Origin of the sequence: Methylovulum miyakonense HT12, assembly GCF_000384075.1 — a bacterium.
In the GTDB taxonomy this organism is placed as follows: domain Bacteria; phylum Pseudomonadota; class Gammaproteobacteria; order Methylococcales; family Methylomonadaceae; genus Methylovulum; species Methylovulum miyakonense.
The window spans coordinates 2,264,866-2,285,559 of sequence record NZ_KB913025.1; the positions used below are offsets into that span (position 1 = coordinate 2,264,866).

12 protein-coding genes and 3 pseudogenes are annotated in these 20,694 nt (G+C 47.4%); 12 read left to right on the top strand and 3 right to left on the bottom strand.

Annotated elements, in window-relative coordinates; genetic code table 11:
• Positions 1-19 precede the first annotated feature (19 nt).
• From METMI_RS0111485 to dcd, 5 genes are all read left to right on the top strand, one after another.
• Complete coding sequence (locus METMI_RS0111485; protein WP_019866445.1) at positions 20-1,717, top strand: putative porin; 1,698 nt, start codon at positions 20-22, stop codon at positions 1,715-1,717.
• A gap of 20 nt (positions 1,718-1,737) precedes the next feature.
• Positions 1,738-2,457: a hypothetical protein gene (locus METMI_RS0111490; protein ID WP_156829826.1), complete on the top strand. Its 720-nt coding sequence runs from the start codon at positions 1,738-1,740 to the stop codon at positions 2,455-2,457.
• A gap of 184 nt (positions 2,458-2,641) precedes the next feature.
• Complete coding sequence (locus METMI_RS23745; RefSeq protein ID WP_019866447.1) at positions 2,642-5,041, top strand: tetratricopeptide repeat protein; 2,400 nt, start codon at positions 2,642-2,644, stop codon at positions 5,039-5,041.
• A gap of 100 nt (positions 5,042-5,141) precedes the next feature.
• Complete coding sequence (gene apbC, locus METMI_RS0111505) at positions 5,142-6,230, top strand: iron-sulfur cluster carrier protein ApbC (protein ID WP_019866448.1); 1,089 nt, start codon at positions 5,142-5,144, stop codon at positions 6,228-6,230.
• A 354-nt stretch (positions 6,231-6,584) separates the two neighbouring features.
• Positions 6,585-7,151, top strand: coding sequence for a dCTP deaminase (gene dcd / locus METMI_RS0111510; protein ID WP_029151640.1), 567 nt, complete (start codon positions 6,585-6,587; stop codon positions 7,149-7,151).
• 1,293 nt (positions 7,152-8,444) lie between these two features.
• Here the strand turns inward: dcd and METMI_RS0111515 are convergent.
• The 3 genes and pseudogenes from METMI_RS0111515 to METMI_RS23750 all read right to left on the bottom strand — a co-directional run bounded on the left by METMI_RS0111515 (position 8,445) and on the right by METMI_RS23750 (position 14,476).
• Positions 8,445-10,532, bottom strand: coding sequence for a DUF3422 family protein (locus tag METMI_RS0111515; RefSeq protein ID WP_156829827.1), 2,088 nt, complete (start codon positions 10,530-10,532; stop codon positions 8,445-8,447).
• A gap of 377 nt (positions 10,533-10,909) precedes the next feature.
• On the bottom strand, positions 10,910-12,892 hold the full coding sequence (locus tag METMI_RS0111520; protein ID WP_019866451.1) for an alpha amylase C-terminal domain-containing protein: 1,983 nt from the start codon (positions 12,890-12,892) through the stop codon (positions 10,910-10,912).
• Between the two features lie 569 nt (positions 12,893-13,461).
• Positions 13,462-14,476 (bottom strand): annotated as a pseudogene (locus tag METMI_RS23750) (IS5 family transposase).
• A 323-nt stretch (positions 14,477-14,799) separates the two neighbouring features.
• Here METMI_RS23750 and METMI_RS26930 point away from each other — a divergent pair.
• The 7 genes and pseudogenes from METMI_RS26930 (at position 14,800) to METMI_RS0111560 (ending at position 20,543) form a co-directional block, all read left to right on the top strand.
• Positions 14,800-14,937 carry a hypothetical protein gene (locus METMI_RS26930; RefSeq protein ID WP_156829828.1) on the top strand — a complete coding sequence of 46 codons (138 nt, stop codon included), beginning with the start codon at positions 14,800-14,802 and terminating at the stop codon, positions 14,935-14,937.
• 89 nt (positions 14,938-15,026) lie between these two features.
• Positions 15,027-16,334: pseudogene (locus METMI_RS26180) on the top strand (IS256 family transposase).
• A gap of 122 nt (positions 16,335-16,456) precedes the next feature.
• The gene (locus tag METMI_RS28295; protein WP_156829829.1) at positions 16,457-16,705 is read left to right on the top strand and encodes a type IV secretory system conjugative DNA transfer family protein; all 249 of its coding nucleotides are present in this window, start codon (positions 16,457-16,459) and stop codon (positions 16,703-16,705) included.
• A pseudogene (locus METMI_RS0111545) lies at positions 16,678-16,995 on the top strand (IS30 family transposase); the annotation flags it as partial. The gene METMI_RS28295 and the pseudogene METMI_RS0111545, both read left to right, overlap by 28 nt.
• Before the next feature lie 777 nt (positions 16,996-17,772).
• Positions 17,773-18,519, top strand: coding sequence for an IS5 family transposase (locus METMI_RS0111550; protein WP_232215210.1), 747 nt, complete (start codon positions 17,773-17,775; stop codon positions 18,517-18,519).
• 491 nt (positions 18,520-19,010) lie between these two features.
• Positions 19,011-19,517, top strand: coding sequence for an RNA polymerase sigma factor (locus METMI_RS0111555; protein ID WP_269634487.1), 507 nt, complete (start codon positions 19,011-19,013; stop codon positions 19,515-19,517).
• Positions 19,518-19,586: 69 nt separating this feature from the next.
• Positions 19,587-20,543: a FecR family protein gene (locus METMI_RS0111560; RefSeq protein ID WP_019866459.1), complete on the top strand. Its 957-nt coding sequence runs from the start codon at positions 19,587-19,589 to the stop codon at positions 20,541-20,543.
• Positions 20,544-20,694 lie beyond the last annotated feature (151 nt).

Here is a 20,694-nt window from a genome sequence, read left to right on the forward strand (position 1 = left end):
AAAACGTACAGGTAATACAATGGATAATAAAAAGCAGCTAATGGTCATGATGCTTTGCGGAATGGTGGGCATGGCGCAAGCAGGTGAAAAGGAAGAGTTGCTAAAATTACGCAATACCACAACCAATTTGATAAAAGAACTGGTTAAGCAAGGTGTCCTGACTGCTAAAGCGGCTGAAGACATGATTAAAAGGGCCGATGCCGATGCCGAAGCGCAAGTGGCTCAACAGGCGGCCAGCCAACCTCACGGGAATGATATTGCCGCAGAACCAGGCGAAGTACGGGTTCCTTATGTCCCGGAATTCGTCAAAGATGAAATCCGCCAGCAAGTGCGTACTGAATTACGGGCGGATGTTGTCAAGGATGTTATGCAAGAAGCAAAAACCCAAAAATGGGGTGTTCCCGATGCTTTACCGGAATGGATTAGCCGGTTTAAGTTATCGGGGGATTTACGTTTGCGTTCCCAACATGAGTTTATGGCGGAGGATAATGTCGCCCCTTTCCCGTTGGTCAACTCCTATCCCAATTTTCAGGCGATCAACCAGGGGCAAGGGTTTAGTAACGTAAATAGCGGTTACAATACCCAACACGACAGGCAACGTTTTCGTGAACGGCTACGCTTGGCCTTAGATGCCGATGTTGCCAAAGGCCTGAAAGCCGGGGTTCGTTTGGCCACCAGCGTGGCTACCGGGCCGAATTCGGCAAATTGGATTGATCCGGTATCGACTAACCAAACCCTAGGAAACTCAGCAGGGCAATACCAGTTTAATATTGATAGGGCATTCCTAAAATACGATGCGGTTGATAGCCAAAATTTTAAGTGGTTGACATTGTCCGGTGGCCGTATCGCTAATCCTTGGTATGTTGGTGGTGGTGAATTTACTGGCGGTAGTGAATTGGTTTGGGATACCGACTTAAACTTTGAGGGGTTTGCCGCGACTGCACGCCATGCTTTGGGCAGCAATGCCAAGTCGGTATTTGCCACCATTGGGGCCTTCCCTTTGCAAGAAGCCGCCCTGAGTTCGCATGATAAATGGTTATTCGGCACACAAGTTGGGATGGATTTGGGGTTTGCCAACCATGACCAGTTTAAGATGGGCGTTGCCTTTTATGATTATGAAAATATTAAGGCCAGACCTAATACCAATTCGGGGTCATCTTTTGTTTGTAGCACAAATAGTGTGGATAACAATTTATCTGTGCCCCAGTTTACGCAATTTGGCAATACGTTTGAACTGGTCTGTTATGACGAAGACAAGGTCACTCCACGCATGTATGGTTTAGCCTCTGATTTCCGGATTGTCAATGCTAACTTATCTTACGACCTTGCCATGTTTGCACCCCACCATTTGGTAGTAGGGGCTGATTACGCCAAAAACGTTGGCTTTAATGCCAAAAACGTTGGTGGTTCAACGGTTCCGGATGAATCAAATGCTTGGCAGGTCAGGGTGGATTTTGGTTGGCCTAAAGTTTCGCATGCTGGCCAGTGGAATGTCTTTACCCTTTATAAACATATCGAAAATGATGCTGTGCTGAGTGCTTATACCGATTCTGACTTCCACTTGGGCGGGACTAATGCTAAAGGTTGGGTCGTGGGGGCTAACTACGGGCTGATGAAAAATGTCTGGGCAACGGGCAGATGGCTAAGCACGGATGTCATTACCGGCCCTAAATACAGCATTGACGTTTTGCAATTAGACTTGAACACGAGCTTCTAATGACTGCGGATAACAACATAATGAAATCACTGGCCTGTATAGTCTTGTTAACTGGCATGGTAACCGGCCCTGCTTCTGCCGCCCAGCGCGAGGCAGGCGGTAGCGCCAAAATTGTCAGTAAGTTGCAAACGATGGTTAAAGAAGCCACTTCAGAACGTGATCTTCTTAAAACAGAAAATGCCAAGGTGGTTGCCGAGTTGGAGGCTTTAAAAGGCCAGCTTAAACAAGGCCAAGACGCCGCTATCGCCGCGACCGCCGCGCAAGCAAAATTAACGGCGGATTTGGAGGCCCAAAAAGCCTCTGGTGACGAGGTGCGTGGCCGTCTTGACAACACTATGGCAAAATTGCGTGAAGTAATTGAAAAATACAATGCCTTGAACCAGTCCAAAAATGAACTGGCCGCCTCTTATGCCAATTTGCAGAATACCCAGCAAGCGACTACATCAGAGTTGAAATCCTGTGAAAGCAAAAACCTTAAAATGTTTGAAGGTGCCAAAGAAGTCATAGACGGTTTTCAATCTTGCCAGAAGCGGGGCATTGTCGACACATTGATAGGCACTGAGCCCTTTTCGCAGATCAAGGATGTTGAATTCGAAACGGTCATGCAGGGGTACGAAGATAAATTGAGGAAGCAAAAATATCAGGGTAAAGCCATACCTGTTCCGGCATCCGTGCCAGGAACTGCACAAGCGGTAACCCCATCAGCTACGCAAACCCCGGCCAACCCCACCCGAAAATAGTCAGAGTTAAGCCCCGACTTCATTTGCTTGTGCCCTATAGGCAGCCGATTGCCTATTAGGGCTACAGCGTTTCCAGCCTACAAAAGCGTTTTATATTAGAATCAGTCTGTTATAGGCCGCCCCGTTTTCTTTTTTACATTTATTCATGACGTTGCCAATCAAGAATAGGCAACAGGAATCCACCATGATGCCCATATTTCAGAGTTTAAAATACCCGCTCATTTGCTGTTTGATGGTCAGTTTGTCCGCCTGCAATAATGACAAACAAAGGGCGGAGTATATCGAACAGGGAAAGCAAGCTTTCCAAGCCGGCGATTACCAAACGTCACAAACCGCTTTCAACAACGCCATTGGCAGTGAACCTGAAAATAGCGCAGGACGTTTCGAAGTGGCGGAAGTGTTGGCCGGACTGGGTGATATCCAAAGCGCTGCCGCCCAATATCAGACAGTCATCCAGCAAGATCCCCAGCATCTGCAAGCACGTTTAAAATTAGGGCAAATTTATCTGTTGGCGGCAAAGTTTGAACAGGCTGAAAAAATGGCTAAGGAGGCTTTGGCGATAGCCCCTGATAACACCGACGCGATGGTATTGATGGGCGGTGTTTTCGCGGCGCAAAATAACAGCGATGCGGCCTTTGCCAAAGCGCAAGCCGTGTTGGCAAAAAAGCCGGATGATGCGTCGGCGACTTTGTTGTTGGCAGGCCTCCATGCCAAATCAGGAAAAACTGAGAATGCGCTGGCTTTGTTACAAAGCTTTGTCGAAAAGCAGCCCGGTAATGTGACCGCACATTTGATGCTGGCGAATTTATATAGCCAGTTGGGGCAAAAAGATAAAGCGGAAGCCCAATTGGAAGCCTTGGTCAAAATAGAGCCCAAGCAATTGGAACACCGCAAACGTCTGGCGGTATTTTTGCTGTCGCAAAACCAAGGTGACAAAGCCGAAGCGGTGTTGCGGTCTGCGGTTACGGATGTGCCGGACAATGAACTGGCTAAATTATGGTTGGTGGAGTTTTTGGCCAACCAACACTCGCCAGAAGTCGCCATGGCGGAATTATTGCCGATGTTGGATTCAGGCGCGGACAATTATACGCTGCGCTTTAAATTGGCGGATTTGCAATGGTCGCAAAACCAGCCGGATAAATCTGAGGAAACCTTAAATGACATCATCGCGCTGGATAAGGAAGGGAGGCAATCGCTAAAGGCGCGGAACAAGCTTGCCCGCTTGTATAAGGCGACGCAACGTTTTGATGAAGCAAAAGCTTTGGTAAAAACTATCTTGGCTAGCCACGCCAATGATACTGATGCGCGAATTTTAGACAATGAAATCGCCTTGGCGGAATTTAAGGTAAGTGATGCGCTTGCGGGGTTCCGTACGCTTATCGCAGAACAACCGGACAATACCCAAGTGTTGAAATTACTGGGTGCCGCCCATCTGGCCAATGGGGAACCTATCTTAGCCCGTGAAAACTTGGCCAAGGTGCTCGAAATTACGCCTGCCGATGAAGCGGCGCGCTTAGAGTTGGTCAACCTGTTGTTGCAGGCTGGCGAAAAAGAGCAGGCGACTGGACAGCTAAATGCCTTATTTAAGCTGAACCCCAACAGCAAAAATGGTTTGGAAGCCTTGTTCAGGATTTACATGGCGCAAAAGCAATGGGACAAGGCCTTGCAAATGGCGAAGCAATTGGAAGAAGCCTATAAAGACGATGCCAGCGGGTTTTATATGTCAGGGCTGGTCTATCAGGCCAATGGGCAACTGGATAAAAGCACCGTCAGTTTCGCCCAAGCGTTGGCGAAGCAACCCGAAGCTGTGGAGCCGTTGACACAATTGGTGAAATCTTATCTGGCGCTCAAGCAAGCCGATAAGGCCGTGCAAAAATTGCGTGACCTGATTGCCAAAGAACCGAAACATTTTTACGCCTATTCTTTGCTGGGAGACATTTGCGCCCATGAAAACAAAGCCAATGAGGCGATAAACGCTTATCAAAAAGCCCAAGACATCAGGCCGGAATGGGCGGATGCATACCGCCACCAGGCTTACGTCTACCTTAACCTTAAGCAAGCAGGCCAAGCGCTTGATGTGCTGAATAAAGGTAAGGCCAAAACCCATAATGCTACGGATTTGGTGATGGACTTGGTGGCGATACATCATCAGGCGGGTGACCATCAACAGGCCATTGCCCTGTTGGAAGAGCTTTATCAGCAACAGCCACAATCCTTGGCGGTCCGGCAGCGTTTGGCAAGTTACCTGTCCGCGTATGCAAACGATAAGGAGGGTCTTGAAAAAGCGGCTAAGGTGGCGGAGTTGTTGGAAAAAAGTAACGACCCCGATATGTTGGACACCGCTGGCTGGATAGCCTACCAACAAAATAATTATCCCAAGGCCCAAGAGCTATTGGTGAAAAGCAACCAACTGAATGCCGCCAGCCTGCTCAATAATTACCATCTCGGTATGGCTTATTTCAAACAAGGGGAACGCAAGCAAGCGAAAATGTTGCTGGAAAAGGTAATTAACAGCAAACAAAAATTTGCCGGGTTGGACGAAGCCAAAGAAACACTAAAGGCATTGGACAATGACAATGGATAAACACAGTGTGTTTACCATAAATTGTATTGAAAAAATGCGGCATGGCTTATATCCTGAACCTATCAATCAATAGGTGTTAACCAAACAACCAGGAATATTCATGTCAAGCATAGAAAAAACGGAAATCGAGCAAATGCTAAAAACCTTCATCGACCCTAACCATGGGCTTGATTTGGTTACGGCAAAGTCGGTCAAAGGGATAACGATAGACGGCGACCAGGTCAACGTCAAGATCGAGTTGGGTTATCCGGCAAAAAGCATGATAGGAACCTTGCAAGCAGCCATAAGCCAGCATCTGCAAAGTTTAGGCGTAGAAAAGGTCACTGTCGAAGTGACTGTAAAAATTATCCCCCATGCCGTGCAACAAGCGTTAAAACCGCATCCGCAAATCAAAAATATCATCGCTGTCGCTTCCGGCAAAGGCGGGGTCGGCAAATCCACCACCGCCGTCAATCTGGCCTTGGCCTTGGCTGCCGAAGGCGCAACCGTCGGGATTTTAGATGCCGACATCTATGGCCCCAGCATCCCCACCATGTTGGGCTTATCCGGTTTGCCAGAAAGCCATGATAACAAATTCATGATGCCGAAAGTGGCTTACGGTGTGCAGACCATTTCCATAGGTTATTTGGTGCAAGCCGAACAGGCCATGATTTGGCGTGGCCCCATGGCGACCAATGCCTTGCAGCAATTGCTGCGCGACACCAATTGGGAGCACCTCGATTATCTGGTCATTGATTTGCCTCCAGGGACGGGCGACATCCAGCTCACCTTGGCGCAACACATTCCGGTCAGCGGAGCGATTATCGTCACCACCCCGCAAGACATCGCTTTGATAGACGCACAACGTGGCCTAGCCATGTTCGCCAAAGTCAACGTGCCGGTATTGGGTGTGGTCGAAAACATGAGCCTGCATATTTGCTCGCAATGCGGGCATGAAGAGGCGATATTTGGTGCGGGTGGCGGTGTGGCGATGGCGGAAACCAACCGGGTGGATTTCTTGGGCGCGTTGCCGTTGGACATCAACATCCGCCAAGACGCCGACTTGGGCAGGCCAACCGTAGTCGCCGACCCCGATAGCCGCGCCGCTGAAATTTACCGCTCTATCGCCCGCAAAACTGCTGCCAAACTGGCTTTGAAAGCCAAAGATTTCAGCAGCCGCTTCCCCACCATCGTTGTCCAAAACTCTTAAGCAAGGGTTGGCCGCAACCCCTTTGTGTTTACAACTGTGTTGCGGCCAATTTATGGCCTGATGTTAGCGGGCCAATGTCTGTCCACGAAAAACACGCAAGGCGCGAAAATAGGGGGGAGGGCGTAGAAGAGCCAGTATGCCCTCAGGATAGCAATACGGGATTGGGATTGGCACCGGTTTTTGATATTTTAATCCACCCGCAGATTCATTGAAGCGTTACGGGGCGGCTTGAATTATGTTTGGGTAAAGAAACAGACAAAGCCTTTTCGTGCCTTGCGTGTTTTTCGTGGACAGTGACTAACATCAGTTATGATAAAATCACCCGTTTTTATTTAATCAGGTGATTACACAGCTATGAGCATCAAGTGCGATAAATGGATACGCCGTATGGCGGAGCAGCACGGCATGATAGAGCCGTTCGAAGCAGGGCAGGTCAGAAGTTCCGGGCAGGGGGCGATCATTTCCTACGGCACCTCCAGCTATGGTTACGATGTCCGCTGTTCTGACGAATTTAAGATCTTCACCAACATCAATTCGGCAATCGTCGACCCGAAAAACTTCGATTCCAACAGTTTTGTCGACATCAAATCCGATGTTTGCATCATCCCGCCCAACTCCTTCGCCTTAGCCAGAACCGTCGAATATTTCCGCATCCCGCGTGATGTCCTGACAATTTGCCTAGGCAAATCCACTTACGCCAGATGCGGGATTATCGTTAACGTCACCCCGCTGGAACCCGAATGGGAAGGCCATGTCACCCTGGAATTTTCCAACACCACCACCTTGCCAGCGAAAATTTACGCCAATGAAGGCGTGGCGCAAATGCTGTTTTTAGGCAGTGATGAAGTCTGTGAAACGTCTTATAAGGACCGCAACGGCAAATATCAGGGACAAACGGGCGTGACCTTGCCCAAAGCTTAGGGTTCGGTTGTGATTACCGTCTCTAGCCGGATTGCCAATGCGGTGGGGAGAATGGCATAAACACGAAAGCCATATAGCAAACAGCCCTACTCCCCAAAAAGGGGTTGGGCTGTTTTTTTGTATCTTGATAATTGCCGAAAGCCACAGGATCATTTAATTCGATGGTAAACCAACCCCGTAAGACGTCCCTTTGTTAAATGAAACCAAAGGGCAGTAAACCCTCTAACGACAACGCCTTAACAGGCGTTTTTTTGGCTTTAAATATCGGCAATTGTTGCGGCGTTTTGTGGTGAATTATTTTTTAGTGTCATGTAGAAACCAATAGGCAATAAAAAAGGACTTGGTTAAAAACCTAAGTCCTTGAACTTTATGGTGCCTCGGGCCGGAGTCGAACCGGCACGGTGTTACCACCGAGGGATTTTAAGTCCGAATAAATACTATTAAAATCAATTTGTTATGTAATTTATTGTTGATTTCATTGTAAAAAGCTAAACCATAACAAAACCTAATTCAACGGAATTTAATGCGAGGTTGGCAACAAATTGGCAACAGAACCAGCAGATTATTACAGATAGAATTAATTATATGGAGATGTTATCCACAATAATTTGAGAGATGGATTTTAGAAAGGCCACATCCAACAGTCACAGATTAACGTGGAAAAAGGGCAGGGCATATACTGCAAAGTGCTCAAGATTAAGGAGACCTTATCATCGCTTGGTTCTATATCAGTTAGTCAGTGTGGATTTCTATTCTAAAACGATACGTTTTTTGGAATGGAGCAGCAAAACATCGGATACTAAGTATTAAAGTATCATACTGATCTTGGATAGCATCTACAAATATACGGTCAATTTGCGATGCAATATGGAATTTGATTCTTAGCACAGGAACTTTGCATTAAAAGTGCTGTAATTATTTATAACACATTGAAAGTATTATATTAAAACAAATAGCTCTCACGTTGCCATGCCTATTTGTGTATATCCTTGCATATCCTGTTTACCCAATTTTTACCCACCTTTTTCTTTCTGAATTTTATTACCCCATTGACCAGCCTTCTCAACTACGCTAACCAGCCCATTTCATTCACTCTCCAGTTCAGGAGATTAGCCATGGCTAATTTACGTCAGCGGATGATCGAAGACATGGGTAAAATGAAAAAATCATATTTGTGAAACAATCTACTGTTTTCAATTGCCCAATTCTAATTGAGATACTAGAATGATCACCATGTCTGCGTGAAGACGTGTGCAGACAGATTTTAAATGCCCTATATTTTAACAGAGGTGATCATGTCTGAATTTGCACAGTATGCGATATTGCTTGGTGGGTTAGTATCTGGAGTGGCATTTGGCCAATGGGTTTACCCAAATTCTCCTTGGTTGTTGGATGAGAATCGGCGGGATCATGGCAAAAAGAAAAAGCTTGATAGGCTTTCAAACAAAAAAACAGCAAAGCTAATGTCACAGCCGTAACTGTAACAAAGATAATAAGTTTCTTGCCAGTTGATGTTGCCCTGATATGAGTTAATGCAGTATTCAGTATTTTTTTAATGGTTGTTTTTTTGCGATCATAAAGCTTTATTGAAGCGGCTCCAATACTAAATACTGTGACAACTCGCCAGACAAACGTCTCATATTCTTCCCAAGCAAAGAAATGGACAACTATGTTGCTTGCATAATAGGGTACGAGCACCAATAACAGAACGTTCTCTCCAGTAATTTGGAGTTCAGTAATTATTTTTCCTTGTTTTGAAATCCCTTTTTGAGTTTTCAAAGATGATTTCGCTAAATTTGATGATGATTTTGCTAAACAGAACTGTGAAAGATTGGCAATATCGTTTTTTGCCTGATCATATCGAATCCCAAGACGGTCAATAAACTCGAATAGTGTCCCCAATCGGCGGAATATAAATTCATCATAAGGTTGGTATCCATCAATTCTTCCATGTTCAAGGCCTAGTGTTTTTATCGTATATTTAAACTGTTTGACATAAAACCTAGATCTATGGATTCTTTGGTCTACGCCAGCATCAATTTTGTCACTTTTTAATTGTTGCTGGGCTTCTGCCAAGATGGCAAAGTCATTTAAATCATGAGGGTTGTCGTCGTGTTGGGATACATGATCACGGACATACTCAATTTTATTTTGGATGTCGTGTAATGTATTGGTGGAATAAGCCCTTAATTTATTAACTTCCATTATTGCCGCCAAACGCACTGTCCCAACATAATTAAGACGGTCAACCATACGTCCAATTTGCCATCGGTTATTCGTGTTCCAATAATGAAAAGCAAATAATGGTGTGTTCTTTTGTTGATCGTGTGGTTGTGGCCCCATTGCTGTAGCATAGATCATACGACGGTTATCCATGAGGCAGGCCGCAAATTCGTATTCGCACAGGTTAACAGATTTATCAATTGTCAGGAATGGCCATAGCGTTGCCATTACACTTTTGCCATTATCTTTTTTGTCAATTTCCTCGAAATGTGCAGTGGGTTCTTCCGGTGCGCTATTGCCGCCATAGGATTGAGAAAATGCCTTTCTAAACAATAGTTTTCTGTTTTTTTCTTTGGAATCATATATCGCATATTCATCCTTATTTTTTTCTGAAGCACTTGAGCCAGTCAACAACACTCTGAAGTCAGCAAATATTGTTCCTATGTCATCGTGATTATTGATTATCCCGTCAGAGCTTACATGCTCTTCTGGGCATAAAATATCTTTATGAAATTCATCCCAAACAATTTCATATAGGTATTTATGGATGGCTGACAACCCATTAGTATCTATTGCATCAGTATTAATTAAATATTCCAGTTTATCGAGGTTTTCCCCTAATTTATTTTTTGTTTCATCATTATCAGCGCTAGTTGGTTCTGACGCGTCGATAATGATCGACATGGTAAAAAATTCTGTGTAAATCTCACTTCGGATTGTAGTTTTTATACCGCCCCATCGGAATGTATACAAAATTACTTGATAATCATCTGGCTCAGGTTTATCAGGATCGATATGGTCGGGATCAATATAATCTGGATCATCAATTGGCTTAATATAAATTGGCTCGTCTTGAATACTGCAACTGTCATCGGTGTTGTAAGTTGAAACAAATAAAATAAGCTTTTTTCTTACTTCTACATTTGCCGAGAAATCATCAGCATTAGGTGCTTTTTTTTCTTTAAATTTTAAATTGTAAAAAATCTTGAATAATCTTCTGTCGATAGCGGTCATCCACATTTTTCTGGTTTGATCAGTGGCTTTCCAATAGGCAACATGCCGGACAAGTGAGGGAACGCCGACCACGCTGTTTGTTTTACGGTGCGCTCCACTATTGAGACGAGGGTATTGGCAATGGTAATTCTTTGAAAAAAACATGGGTACTGCTCCTGATAAGAGGAATTATCAATAGTGTTTTACTAACGCGCTAAACAGTATATTTGGCGTCCAGCATGACCTGAATTTATCGTTTTCCCAAGGTCAACGCCTTGGGTTGCCTGACAAGTTATTCATATTGTGAATGTTCGTATATGCGGATGTGTATTTTGCCTATCAGTTTCGGGAACATCACTTCAACGGACGTTGAAGCGATGATGCACAAACTGAATCATCATCGCCCACGAAAAACACTCAATTACCAAGCATCCCATACAGTGTTTTTTGCTGAACCAGTGCAAGAGGCCGCATGATACCTAGGATTGCACTTAGAAGTTGAATCCACGTTTAGATACGAATTTCATGGGCTGGTTGGCTGCCTAGAAATCTCCTGCACCCCGTGCGAAAACTAGGATGCTGTTTGCCGGTAACGTGACCTGTGCGGATGTGGGCAAGCCGTCCCACTCCGGCCCGTTAGCGGTGATCCCGCCAGGATTCCCCTGGGCGTTCGGATTGAACCACTCGTCATAGATGTCGCTGTTGAAAACCTCGTTCCAATGTCCGCCGATGGGGAAGCCGATGCGGTAACTATGATTGTAAAAGGTGCCCTCGTTAAGGCTTACCACGACCACCACGTCGCGACCAATATTGGGAACCCAGCGATGAAAAGCGATCACGCGATTGCCGTTATGGACGTGGAAGACGTTCAGGCCTTCTCCACGAAGGGCCGGATATTTACGGCGTAGCCACATCAGATCACGCGTAAAACGATGCTGGTCTGACATGGCCTTGTCCTTGCCTTCCAATCCTTCCCACCAAATCAGCAATTCAGGACGACCCAGCCAATCCGTCCAATATTTATCTTCGAGAAACTCCTGTCCCATAAATATCATTGGCACACCCGGAGCTGTAAGTAGCAGCCCGGTCGCAACCTTAGCGCGGCTGCGGGCATACCAAGAGCGTGGGTTAGTTGGGTCAGCGAGGCTGGCAATGCGCGGCTGCCGGTCTCTTCCCGTGTGATTGTAGTCAAGCAGGTCATGGTTTTCGATGCATTGAAAGACAGTCCAGCGCCCTGGGTTTTTATAGGTCAAGTAAAAGGCGTCGCGCAACTTTTCGAGGCTGACATGTGCCTGGCGCCCCCCAGTAGTCTCCGCGATTATCTCACGCAAGGTATCGCGCAAAGTATCGCTATAGCCAATATCGAAACCCATCCCATAAGGAGGCGCCGCCACTCCCTTCCAGCGTTCGCCACCCCAGTATTCAGCGATCTGCACCGCGCTTGGCTTCATGAAGCGCAACGTGTTCGTCAAATCTTGGGCGAAATACCAGCCACCACTCTCCGCAATCACCGTGACCTGATCGTAGCGTAAACCGTCCACGTGATACTCCTCAAGTAACGCTTTTCCGTTGTCAATCAAAAACTGCCGCACCTCTTTTTTCCAAAAGGCAAAGACACGTCCACCTGCGTGGTCTTGATCGGTAAAATACAGGCTGTTGTTATCGCTCGTATAGGGCTGCCGATCAAAAAATTTGATGCTCTGATCGTCAAACCCGCCGCCAGCATGGTTATACACCACGTCAGTAATTACAGCGATCCCGTAAAGATGGCAGAGGTCGATAAACACTTTAAATTGATTAATCTGTCCTTTGATTTGATTTGCCGTCAACGCAGCAAATCCCTTGGCCGTCAGCAGTCGGTTTACTCGTGCCAAGTACGGTGCAAGGTCTTTCTCCCGGACTGAGTAATCCATTTCCGGTGAAAACAGGTCAGTGCCATTGTAGCCTAGGCTATTTTCACCTTGAAACTCTTGAAATGGTAATGGCATCACCGCGTTCACCCCCAAATCCGCAAAGTATTCGATTCGGTCAACCACATCCAGTATTTTGCACTCACGGTGGCTCCGTATGTCCTTGCCAGTGTCGTCCTTGGCATAAAAAACCCCGATGTGAAATTGGTAGACGATCAGGTCACTAAAGTCTGGCGCACGGAATCCCGAATCGTGCCACCCATAAGCCGCAGGATCGCACACAATACAGTCGCAATCGGGATAGCCATCCATTTCTAATTCGCGGGCATAAGGGTCGCGCTTAAAGCCTTCGCTCCCAGTTCCAACCACATAAAAACGGTACAGATCCCCATCCTTAACGCCCGAAACGAATCCCCCCCAATATCCATTGTCATCTTTTACAAGCAGGTCACTGGGGTTTTTTACAAAAGTAGCAGCTGGATTTTGTGGCGGTTGATTGATAACAACATAAACTTCCAGTGCTGAAGGAGCCCAAGTGCGGAACGTGGCGCCTCCTGACACAAGGTTCACCCCAAGCGGGGTGTTGGAATTGACGTAGAGTTGTGATGTTGGCATGGCTGCACCTATATGGCCTTTAGTTAAAGGGATTACTGACAATAGTTTGTCTATCGATAAGGTGTATCCGGCAACGATCCCTTTTCCAGATTTGCTGCCACAAATACGGGTCGGCCAATATGATTTTTATCCCTATTTTTCTTCCTTGGGGATAAATTATAGAAGTTGAGAATGGACTGATAATACTATTCGCGAATGGCGGGAGCAGGCCGATGCCAAGCATTAAAAACCTTATCCCATAAAGCCATTTTTCGGTAGAAAAAGCTATTTTCAAAATTATTGCCCGACCAGTTTTCAGTCTAGCAATTCAAAATTTCCCTCGCTATGAACTATTACCATTTTCGATAAAATAATCGAAAATTATTTTCAAAACCCAACCAATCACCTTAGCTTGCCCTTGGGTTGTAAAACAGCGTGGCTTTAGGTGGATAAAATTTAAGGAATAGCTGAACAAATCGCCAATTCCCAGATTGACCGATGGTTTTCACCTTTTTTAAAATCCGTATGCCATTTGACGTGCCGATTTAAACAGCTTCACGGTTTCCAGCCCACTTTGGGCGGATTTGCCCCTAGGCGGCGACCAATGGCCTCCTGAGCAGGTACAGGTTGGCTAGGCCGACCAGCAGGTTGACCTGCGAGGCGTTCTTCGCCAAGCCCCGGTAGCGGGTCTTGCGGAAGCCGAACTGGCACTTGATGATGCGGAAAATATGCTCGACCCGCGCCCGCACCGCCGATTGATGTACACCAGCGGTCATAATTTTGCCCAGTACGCTCGACCCGCGCCCGCACCGCCGATTGCTTGCGGTTGCGCTTTTTCTGTTTCGATGACAAGCTCTTGTTCGGCTTGCGCTTGTCGTTGACGCACCAGCGGACACCTAAGTGGCGGGCGCCGCGCTTGTATTCGTCGCTGTTGTAGCCGGCATCGCCGAACACCGCTTGGTCGTCTTCGCGCAGCAGGTTGGGCAACTCGCTGATGTCGGCGGTGTTGGCCGAGGTCACGGTGACGCTGTGCACCGCGCCGGAGTTGACGTCTGCGCCGATGTGGATTTTCATCCCAAAATACCACTGCTTGCCCTTTTGGGTGGAGTGCATGTCGGGGTCACGGGCTTTGTCCTTGTTCTTGGTGGAACTGGGGGCATGGATGAGGGTCGCGTCCACCATCGTGCCTTTGGACACCAGCAGGCCGTTGGCCTTGAGGTGGTTGTTGATGGTTTCCAGCAGCACGGCGGTGAGCTTGTTTTCTTCAAGGAAATGCCGAAAGTTCAGGATGGTGGTCTCGTCCGGCAAGGCATCAGTGGCACCGGCAAAGCCCGCGAAGCGGCGCACGCTCTCGATTTCGTAGAGCGCGTCCTCCATTTGGCGGTCGGAGAAGCTGAACCATTGCTGCATGCAATGGATGCGCAGCATCGCCAGCAGGGGCATCGGCTGGCGGCCACGGCGGCCTGACGTGGGGTAATGCGGGGCCAACTGTTCCAGCAGCAACGCCCATGGCACGGCCTTTTCCATCTCCGCGAGGAACAGCTCCCGGCGGGTCTGGCGTTTTTTGTGGTCGTAGTCGAGGTCGGCGAAACTGGTCTGGCGCATGGGCGGCTATCTGTCAGGAGGAGGGATGGCGCTATTATCTCATTTTAGGGGATTTGTTCAGCGTTTCCTTAACTGCCGATTAACAGTTCAGTTATCAATAAAATGAGAAAAACAAACGTAAGGAGCGTTTGTATTACAGAGTGGAATCCGCTGAGGATTGCCTGTTATAAGTTTTAATCAAAATTCGCGTCCCAGAGCATATGAAAGATCACATTATCGTGATTTTGTCAATGAATGTTATTTCTTTCAAAAGCGTTCATTTCTATCGAAAATTAAAGGTTGTAAATTTTACCTCCAGTAATTAATCAACGGAGTAAAACATTATGAACCATTCAATCCATCAACCAGCAGTAACTAAAACAAAAATCTTTGATGCAATAAACTACAACAATAATCACGTTGCTGAGCAATATGTATTTGGCGTAGTTAATACCCTGCCATTTAATTGGAGTTATAAATAAATCTGGTGTACATCCCGACTTGAAAAAAGGTGGCGCCCTCTGCTGAAATGAGATTATCAAGATCGAATAACAGCAAAATGAGAGACGCCATGAACCAAGATAGTACAAAAGAGTGGGATAGCGCCACTCCAATTAGCGATCCCTTGACGGCTTTGTTGAAATCCGGCACCAAGGCCTTGATCCACCAGGCCGTTGAGGCGGAATTACAGGCTTTTCTGGGCGAATACGCCAAGGTCACCGATCTACGGGGGCGGCAAACCGTCGTACGCAATGGCTATTTTCCGGAGCGGGAAATCGTCACTGGCGTGGGTAGCGTGACGGTCAAAATCCCCAAGGTTCGGGACCGTTCCGGCGGCGGGGTCAAGTTCAACTCGTCGCTGGTGCCGCCGTATGTCCGTAAAGCCAAACGGGTGGAAGCCGCCTTGCCCTGGCTGTATTTGCGCGGCATTTCAACAGGCGACATGCAGCCGGCCTTATCAGTCCTATTGGGTGACGATGCCAAAGGCTTGTCGCCCGCCGTGGTCAGCCGCCTTTATGCCCTGTGGGTATGAAAGTCCAATGGGCCGAGGATTATCTGGCCTGGAACCGGCGGGATTTATCGAAGGAGCACTATGTGTATGTCTGGGCCGACGGTATTTATTCGACCCTGCGTGGCGAGGATGACCGGCTGTACCCTAAAGGGCATAAAATGCCTATTGGTCATCATTGGCGTCAACGGACAGGGTGAAAAGCGCTTGCTGGCCTTATCGGATGGTTATCGGGAATCGAAAGCCTCTTGGTTGGGTGTCTTGCAGGAGTTGCAAGCCCGTGGCTTACAGGACGCGCCGAAACTGGCCACCGGCGATGGGGCATTGGGATTCTGGGCAGCCTTGAATGAAGCTTGGCCAACCACGCAACACCAGCGCTGCTGGGTGCATAAAACAGCGAATGTGCTGGCGGCGCTGCCGGATTCGATCCAAGGCAAGGCCAAGGCGGGGCTGAAAGAAATTTGGATGGCGGAAACCAAAGCCCAGGCCAATAAAGCCTTCGACACGTTCTTGCGTGGCTTCGGAGCCAAATACCCCAAGGCGGTGGGCGTGTTGGAAAAAGACCGTGGATCACTGCTGGCCTTTTACGGCTTTCCTGCCGAGCACTGGATACACATCCGTACGACGGAGCCGATTGAATCGACCTTTGCCACGATCCGGCATCGGACAACCCGCACCAAGAATTGTGCGTCAAGGAATACGTTATTGGGCTTGGTATTTCAGCTGACGCTGGCCGCCGAAAAGGGATGGCGCCGGATAGGCGGGTTCAAGCGCTTGCCAGAAGTGATAGACGGGGTGTGTTTTCAGGATGGCATTGCCGTCGTCACGGAGTCGGAAAAAACAGAAGAAACACAGCGGATGGCCGCCTGATTCAAATCACCCATACACCAGATTTGACTATTTCTCATTTAATTGCACAGTATCTACAACTCATTGCTCCGCAAAATGGCTAACTAAAAGTGAGCTATTCGATTTGGGGTTAGTTCAATCTGATGTTCCGAAAAGAAAACTTTGCCCCTATCTTGGGCAATCTACCCCGTATAGGCAGTTGTGATACTGCTTCGTTAATCTTTGCTCGAACCCCATCAACAGCATATTTCTCCAATAATGACGATTTACCAGATGGCAACGGTCATATTTTAACGATTGCCCCTACGCGGGCAGGCAAGGGATCTGGCCAAATAATACCTAACCTTTTAAGTTGGATATTCTGCTCAAGCCTTATCTGGACAAGGCGTTGACGATCACCGCCGACAACGGCAAGGAGTTCGCCGGACATGAAACCATCAAGGAACATCTCAATGCGGAGGTGTATTTTGCTCATCCCTACCATTCGTGGGAGCGCGGCCTGAACGAAAACACCAACGGTTTGATCCGGCAGTACTTTACCAAGGGCAGCAGTTTCGGGAACATCACGGACGAGGACGTTGAAGCGGTCATGCACAAGCTGAATCACCGTCCACGCAAAACGCTCAATTACCAAACACCCCATGCCGTGTTTTTTGCTGAAGCAGGGCAAGAGGCCGCATGATACCTAGGATTGCACTTCGGAGTTGAATCCACGTTTCGTTTAAATTTCTAACAAAATCGTGATAATTTTTGGGCTAGAATTTTTAAGAGATTGAACATAAAGAAATATATCTTCACTGAATTAGCACAATTTTGTTTCGATTGACGGACGTCGAGTTCGGCATCAGCGTGCTGGAGGTGCACGGCCAGAACCCGCTGCCTTGACCAGCGCAGCAAAGGACGCAAACGCTTGACCCGTGAACGGGAACACTTACGCCTGCGCCAGCAAAAACTCGCAGTCTAACTTTTTTACGGTTTTTACCTGAAAAATACACGCAATGTCCGCCCAAAACCCTACCCGTTTGCCAAAACGTACTTTTACCCTCTTTCTACCACTGGTCAGCTTTATTCCGTTTAAGTCGGGCTAGGCTTTTCGCCCAATTTTGTATGTTTTTGGTTTTCTCAGTCGGACACTAACTACGAATGGTTTCCGCTTGATGCTTAGGATTGCACTTCGGAGTTGAATCCACGAAATATAATTGTGCTAATGTGATAGTCGGACTAACTAATTGTTATAATTGATAAATTATAGAGCTATTTTTTCAAAGCTAACGAGGCGAATTTTGGGAAGGGTGCCTTGAAAATAAGGAAGTGAACTCGGTTTTATGAGCTGCTTTGAAGAACCTTTTTTCCTAAAATCGGCCCTAGGAGTCTATCGAACTTAGAAGCTGTCTGGCAAAAAAATAAATGTTAAAGTCAAGCATTTTTTGGGGTATGAAAAATGGGCTATCCAAGCGATTTGACCGATAAAGAATGGGGGCTGATAAAACACTACTTTGAACCAGAAGACCTGCGTGGGAATGCCTGCAAGCATGACCGTAAACAGGTTGTCGACGCGATATTCTATTGGGCGAAATCCGGCGTGCAATGGCGGATGCTGCCCAACGACTTCCCGCCTTGGAAGACGGTGTACGACCATTACAGCCGCTGGAACAAGGGCGGCGTCTGGGAGGCGATGCTGAAAAGCCTGAACGGGCGATGCCGTAAGGAGGCCGGGCGGAACCCCGGGCCGAGCTACGGCATCATCGATTCGCAAAGCGCAAAGACCCAGTACAACAGCGAAGAGCGGGGGATTGACGGCAACAAGAAGGTCAAAGGCCGCAAGCGGCATATCGTCGTCGACATCCTGGGCAACCTGCTGCATGTCGGAGTCCATGCCGCCAACATCCACGACACGGTGGCGGCGGGCGAGGTGATGCGCCGTGCGAAGGAGATGTACCCCGGCATCGGAAACTTTTCCGGCGATGCGGGCTACCGTGGCACGGCGGTCAAGTACGCCGACGGGGAACTGGGTGTCACCCTGCACATCTCGGAAAAGATCAAGGACGGCTTCGCCGTCCTGCCGAAACGCTGGGTGGTCGAACGCACCTTCGCGTGGCTAGGCGGATTCCGCCGTCTGGCCAAGGATTTTGAGGTGCTGGCCGCTTCCGCCGAAAATGTTGTCCGCATCGCCATGGTCAAAATAACGCTTGCAAAATGTGTTTAAACTTTTGCCAGACAGCTTCTTAAATATTCAGTGATTTTATCGTCGCCATACTTAGCCAAAGCGGCTTTCAGTGTGACCGTCGAATCGGTTTGCCATGCGTTCGATGGAGTTTGGAATGCTCATTCGGCCTCAGCCAATCGGGTATTGCATCCTCAGGCGGCGTTCCGGCATTTGAAGGCCATTACCAGTTTTGTCAGGGGGTAAAACATGACTTGAGGGAGGCTGGGTGAGGTGTCGATAATGCCAAAAAATCCTTAGCGTACGATTATTTCCGTTTCGTGAAGTTACCCTAAGTAGTCAATTAACCCACGAAAACAGGTCATATGACATAATTACTATGTGATTTAACACAGTTCAATTTGAATCAAAAACTGAAATATTCTGATGACTTTATAATAAAAATCTGATGCTTATGGTGAAGGATATTATTGGCCTTTAAATTGCTATATCGTTAAACGCCTTTAACACGTGTTTAAACGATTACTATGTCAATGTTATCCCAGCAGCCTTTGCACGAGCTTTATCTTACATGTCAAAGCGAACTGGAAGCGGTGTTAATGGCTAGAGTCAAATGCCGTGAAACTGCCGCTGATTTGTGCCAAGAAGCCTTTATCCGTTTATGCCATCTTGATGACCTAGGCGGCATTGAAAATCTAAAAGCTTACTTGTTCAAAACCGCGTTGAATTTACTGTGTGACCACTACCGAAGCCAATCAGCTCGTCAGGCTGTGACTATTGATTGGCCGGCAGATGCCTTACTGGAGCCTGAAGATTTACGTTGCGCCCAGACAGTTGCGGTGGGGGAAGAAACCTTGGACAAATTGATTGCGGCTTTGGCAGAATTACCACCACAGTGCCAGCGTATCTTTTATCTGAACCGTTTTGAAGGGCTAAGACAGCGGGATATTGCCGAACGATTGAATCTTTCCATCCGTACCGTTGAAGACAATATCAAACGTGCATTAATGCACATTGCAAAAACCTTGAATAATCCTTAAGTCCGTATGTGGTTTAACGTGGTTATCTCGTCTAAGATAACAATCCCTGTCTGTTTATCTTAAAAAACCATGTCTACCGACGACTCGCATTTATCACAAGCTATTGAGTGGCTGACGCAATTGCAATCCGGTGAGTTTAGCCCTGCTCAACAACATCATTTGGACACTTGGCGTAAAGCTAATCCTGCCCATGAACAAGCGTGGCAGCAAGCGCAATTGGTATGGCAATGTTTGGAAGGTTTACGCGGTAGAAGCATTCCAGGTAAAGAGCCGCTATTGCCAGAATTCCACCAACGCCAAATCATTAAATCGGGCCGTTATCGGCTGTCCTTATTGGCAATCGCTTCTTGTGCCGTGTTGGCCGTCTTGATTCCGCTACACTATCCTCCGAGTTTGTGGCGGGCAGACTATATGACCAAGAAAGGCGAACAGCGCAGCCTGACCTTGGCAGATGGCTCCATTGTTACCTTGAATAGCAATTCAGCGGTGAGTATTCATTTTGATAATCAAGTGCGCCGTGTGGACGTGTTACAAGGCGAAGCGTTTTTTGCTGTTGTCAAAGCTAAGCAGCCGTTTGTGGTGAAAACCACAGATGGTGAAGTTCGTGCTGTCGGCACTGAGTTTGCTGTTCAGCTTCGCGAGTCAGACACGCAAGTAGAACTCGTAGAAGGGAAAGTCGAGCTTCAGGATGAAAGTCATCAACATTTCGCCCGTTTAACGGCCGGTCAATCCGCACAGATTGGCAATGGGCAAATCCAGATCGATAAAAGTAGGCAAACAGACAACTTCGCCCTGTGGCGCGAGGGTTATTTGCAATTTAATGGCTTGCCTCTGGAACAAGCGATCGCGGAAATCAACCGCTATCGACCCGGACGGGTGGTGTTGTTAAATTCCAACTTGGCTAGGCAACGGGTCAGCGGCCTGTTCCGATTGGAGGCTTTAGACCAGGCCATTCTCGGCTTTAAGGCTGCTGTGCCACAATTGCAAAGCTTTAGTTTTACCTCGTATTGGGTAGTATTGCGTTGATTCGAGTTACAAGCAGGATGTCCAAAACAATCATTTTGCAAATTGTGCATGTGGGTTTTACAAAAGTTTCCGTCTTAGTTATATCAGCCTCAGAAGCTGCTTTAATAACGACGACAAACTAGGAGCCTGCATGTCCCACCTAAGCCATAAG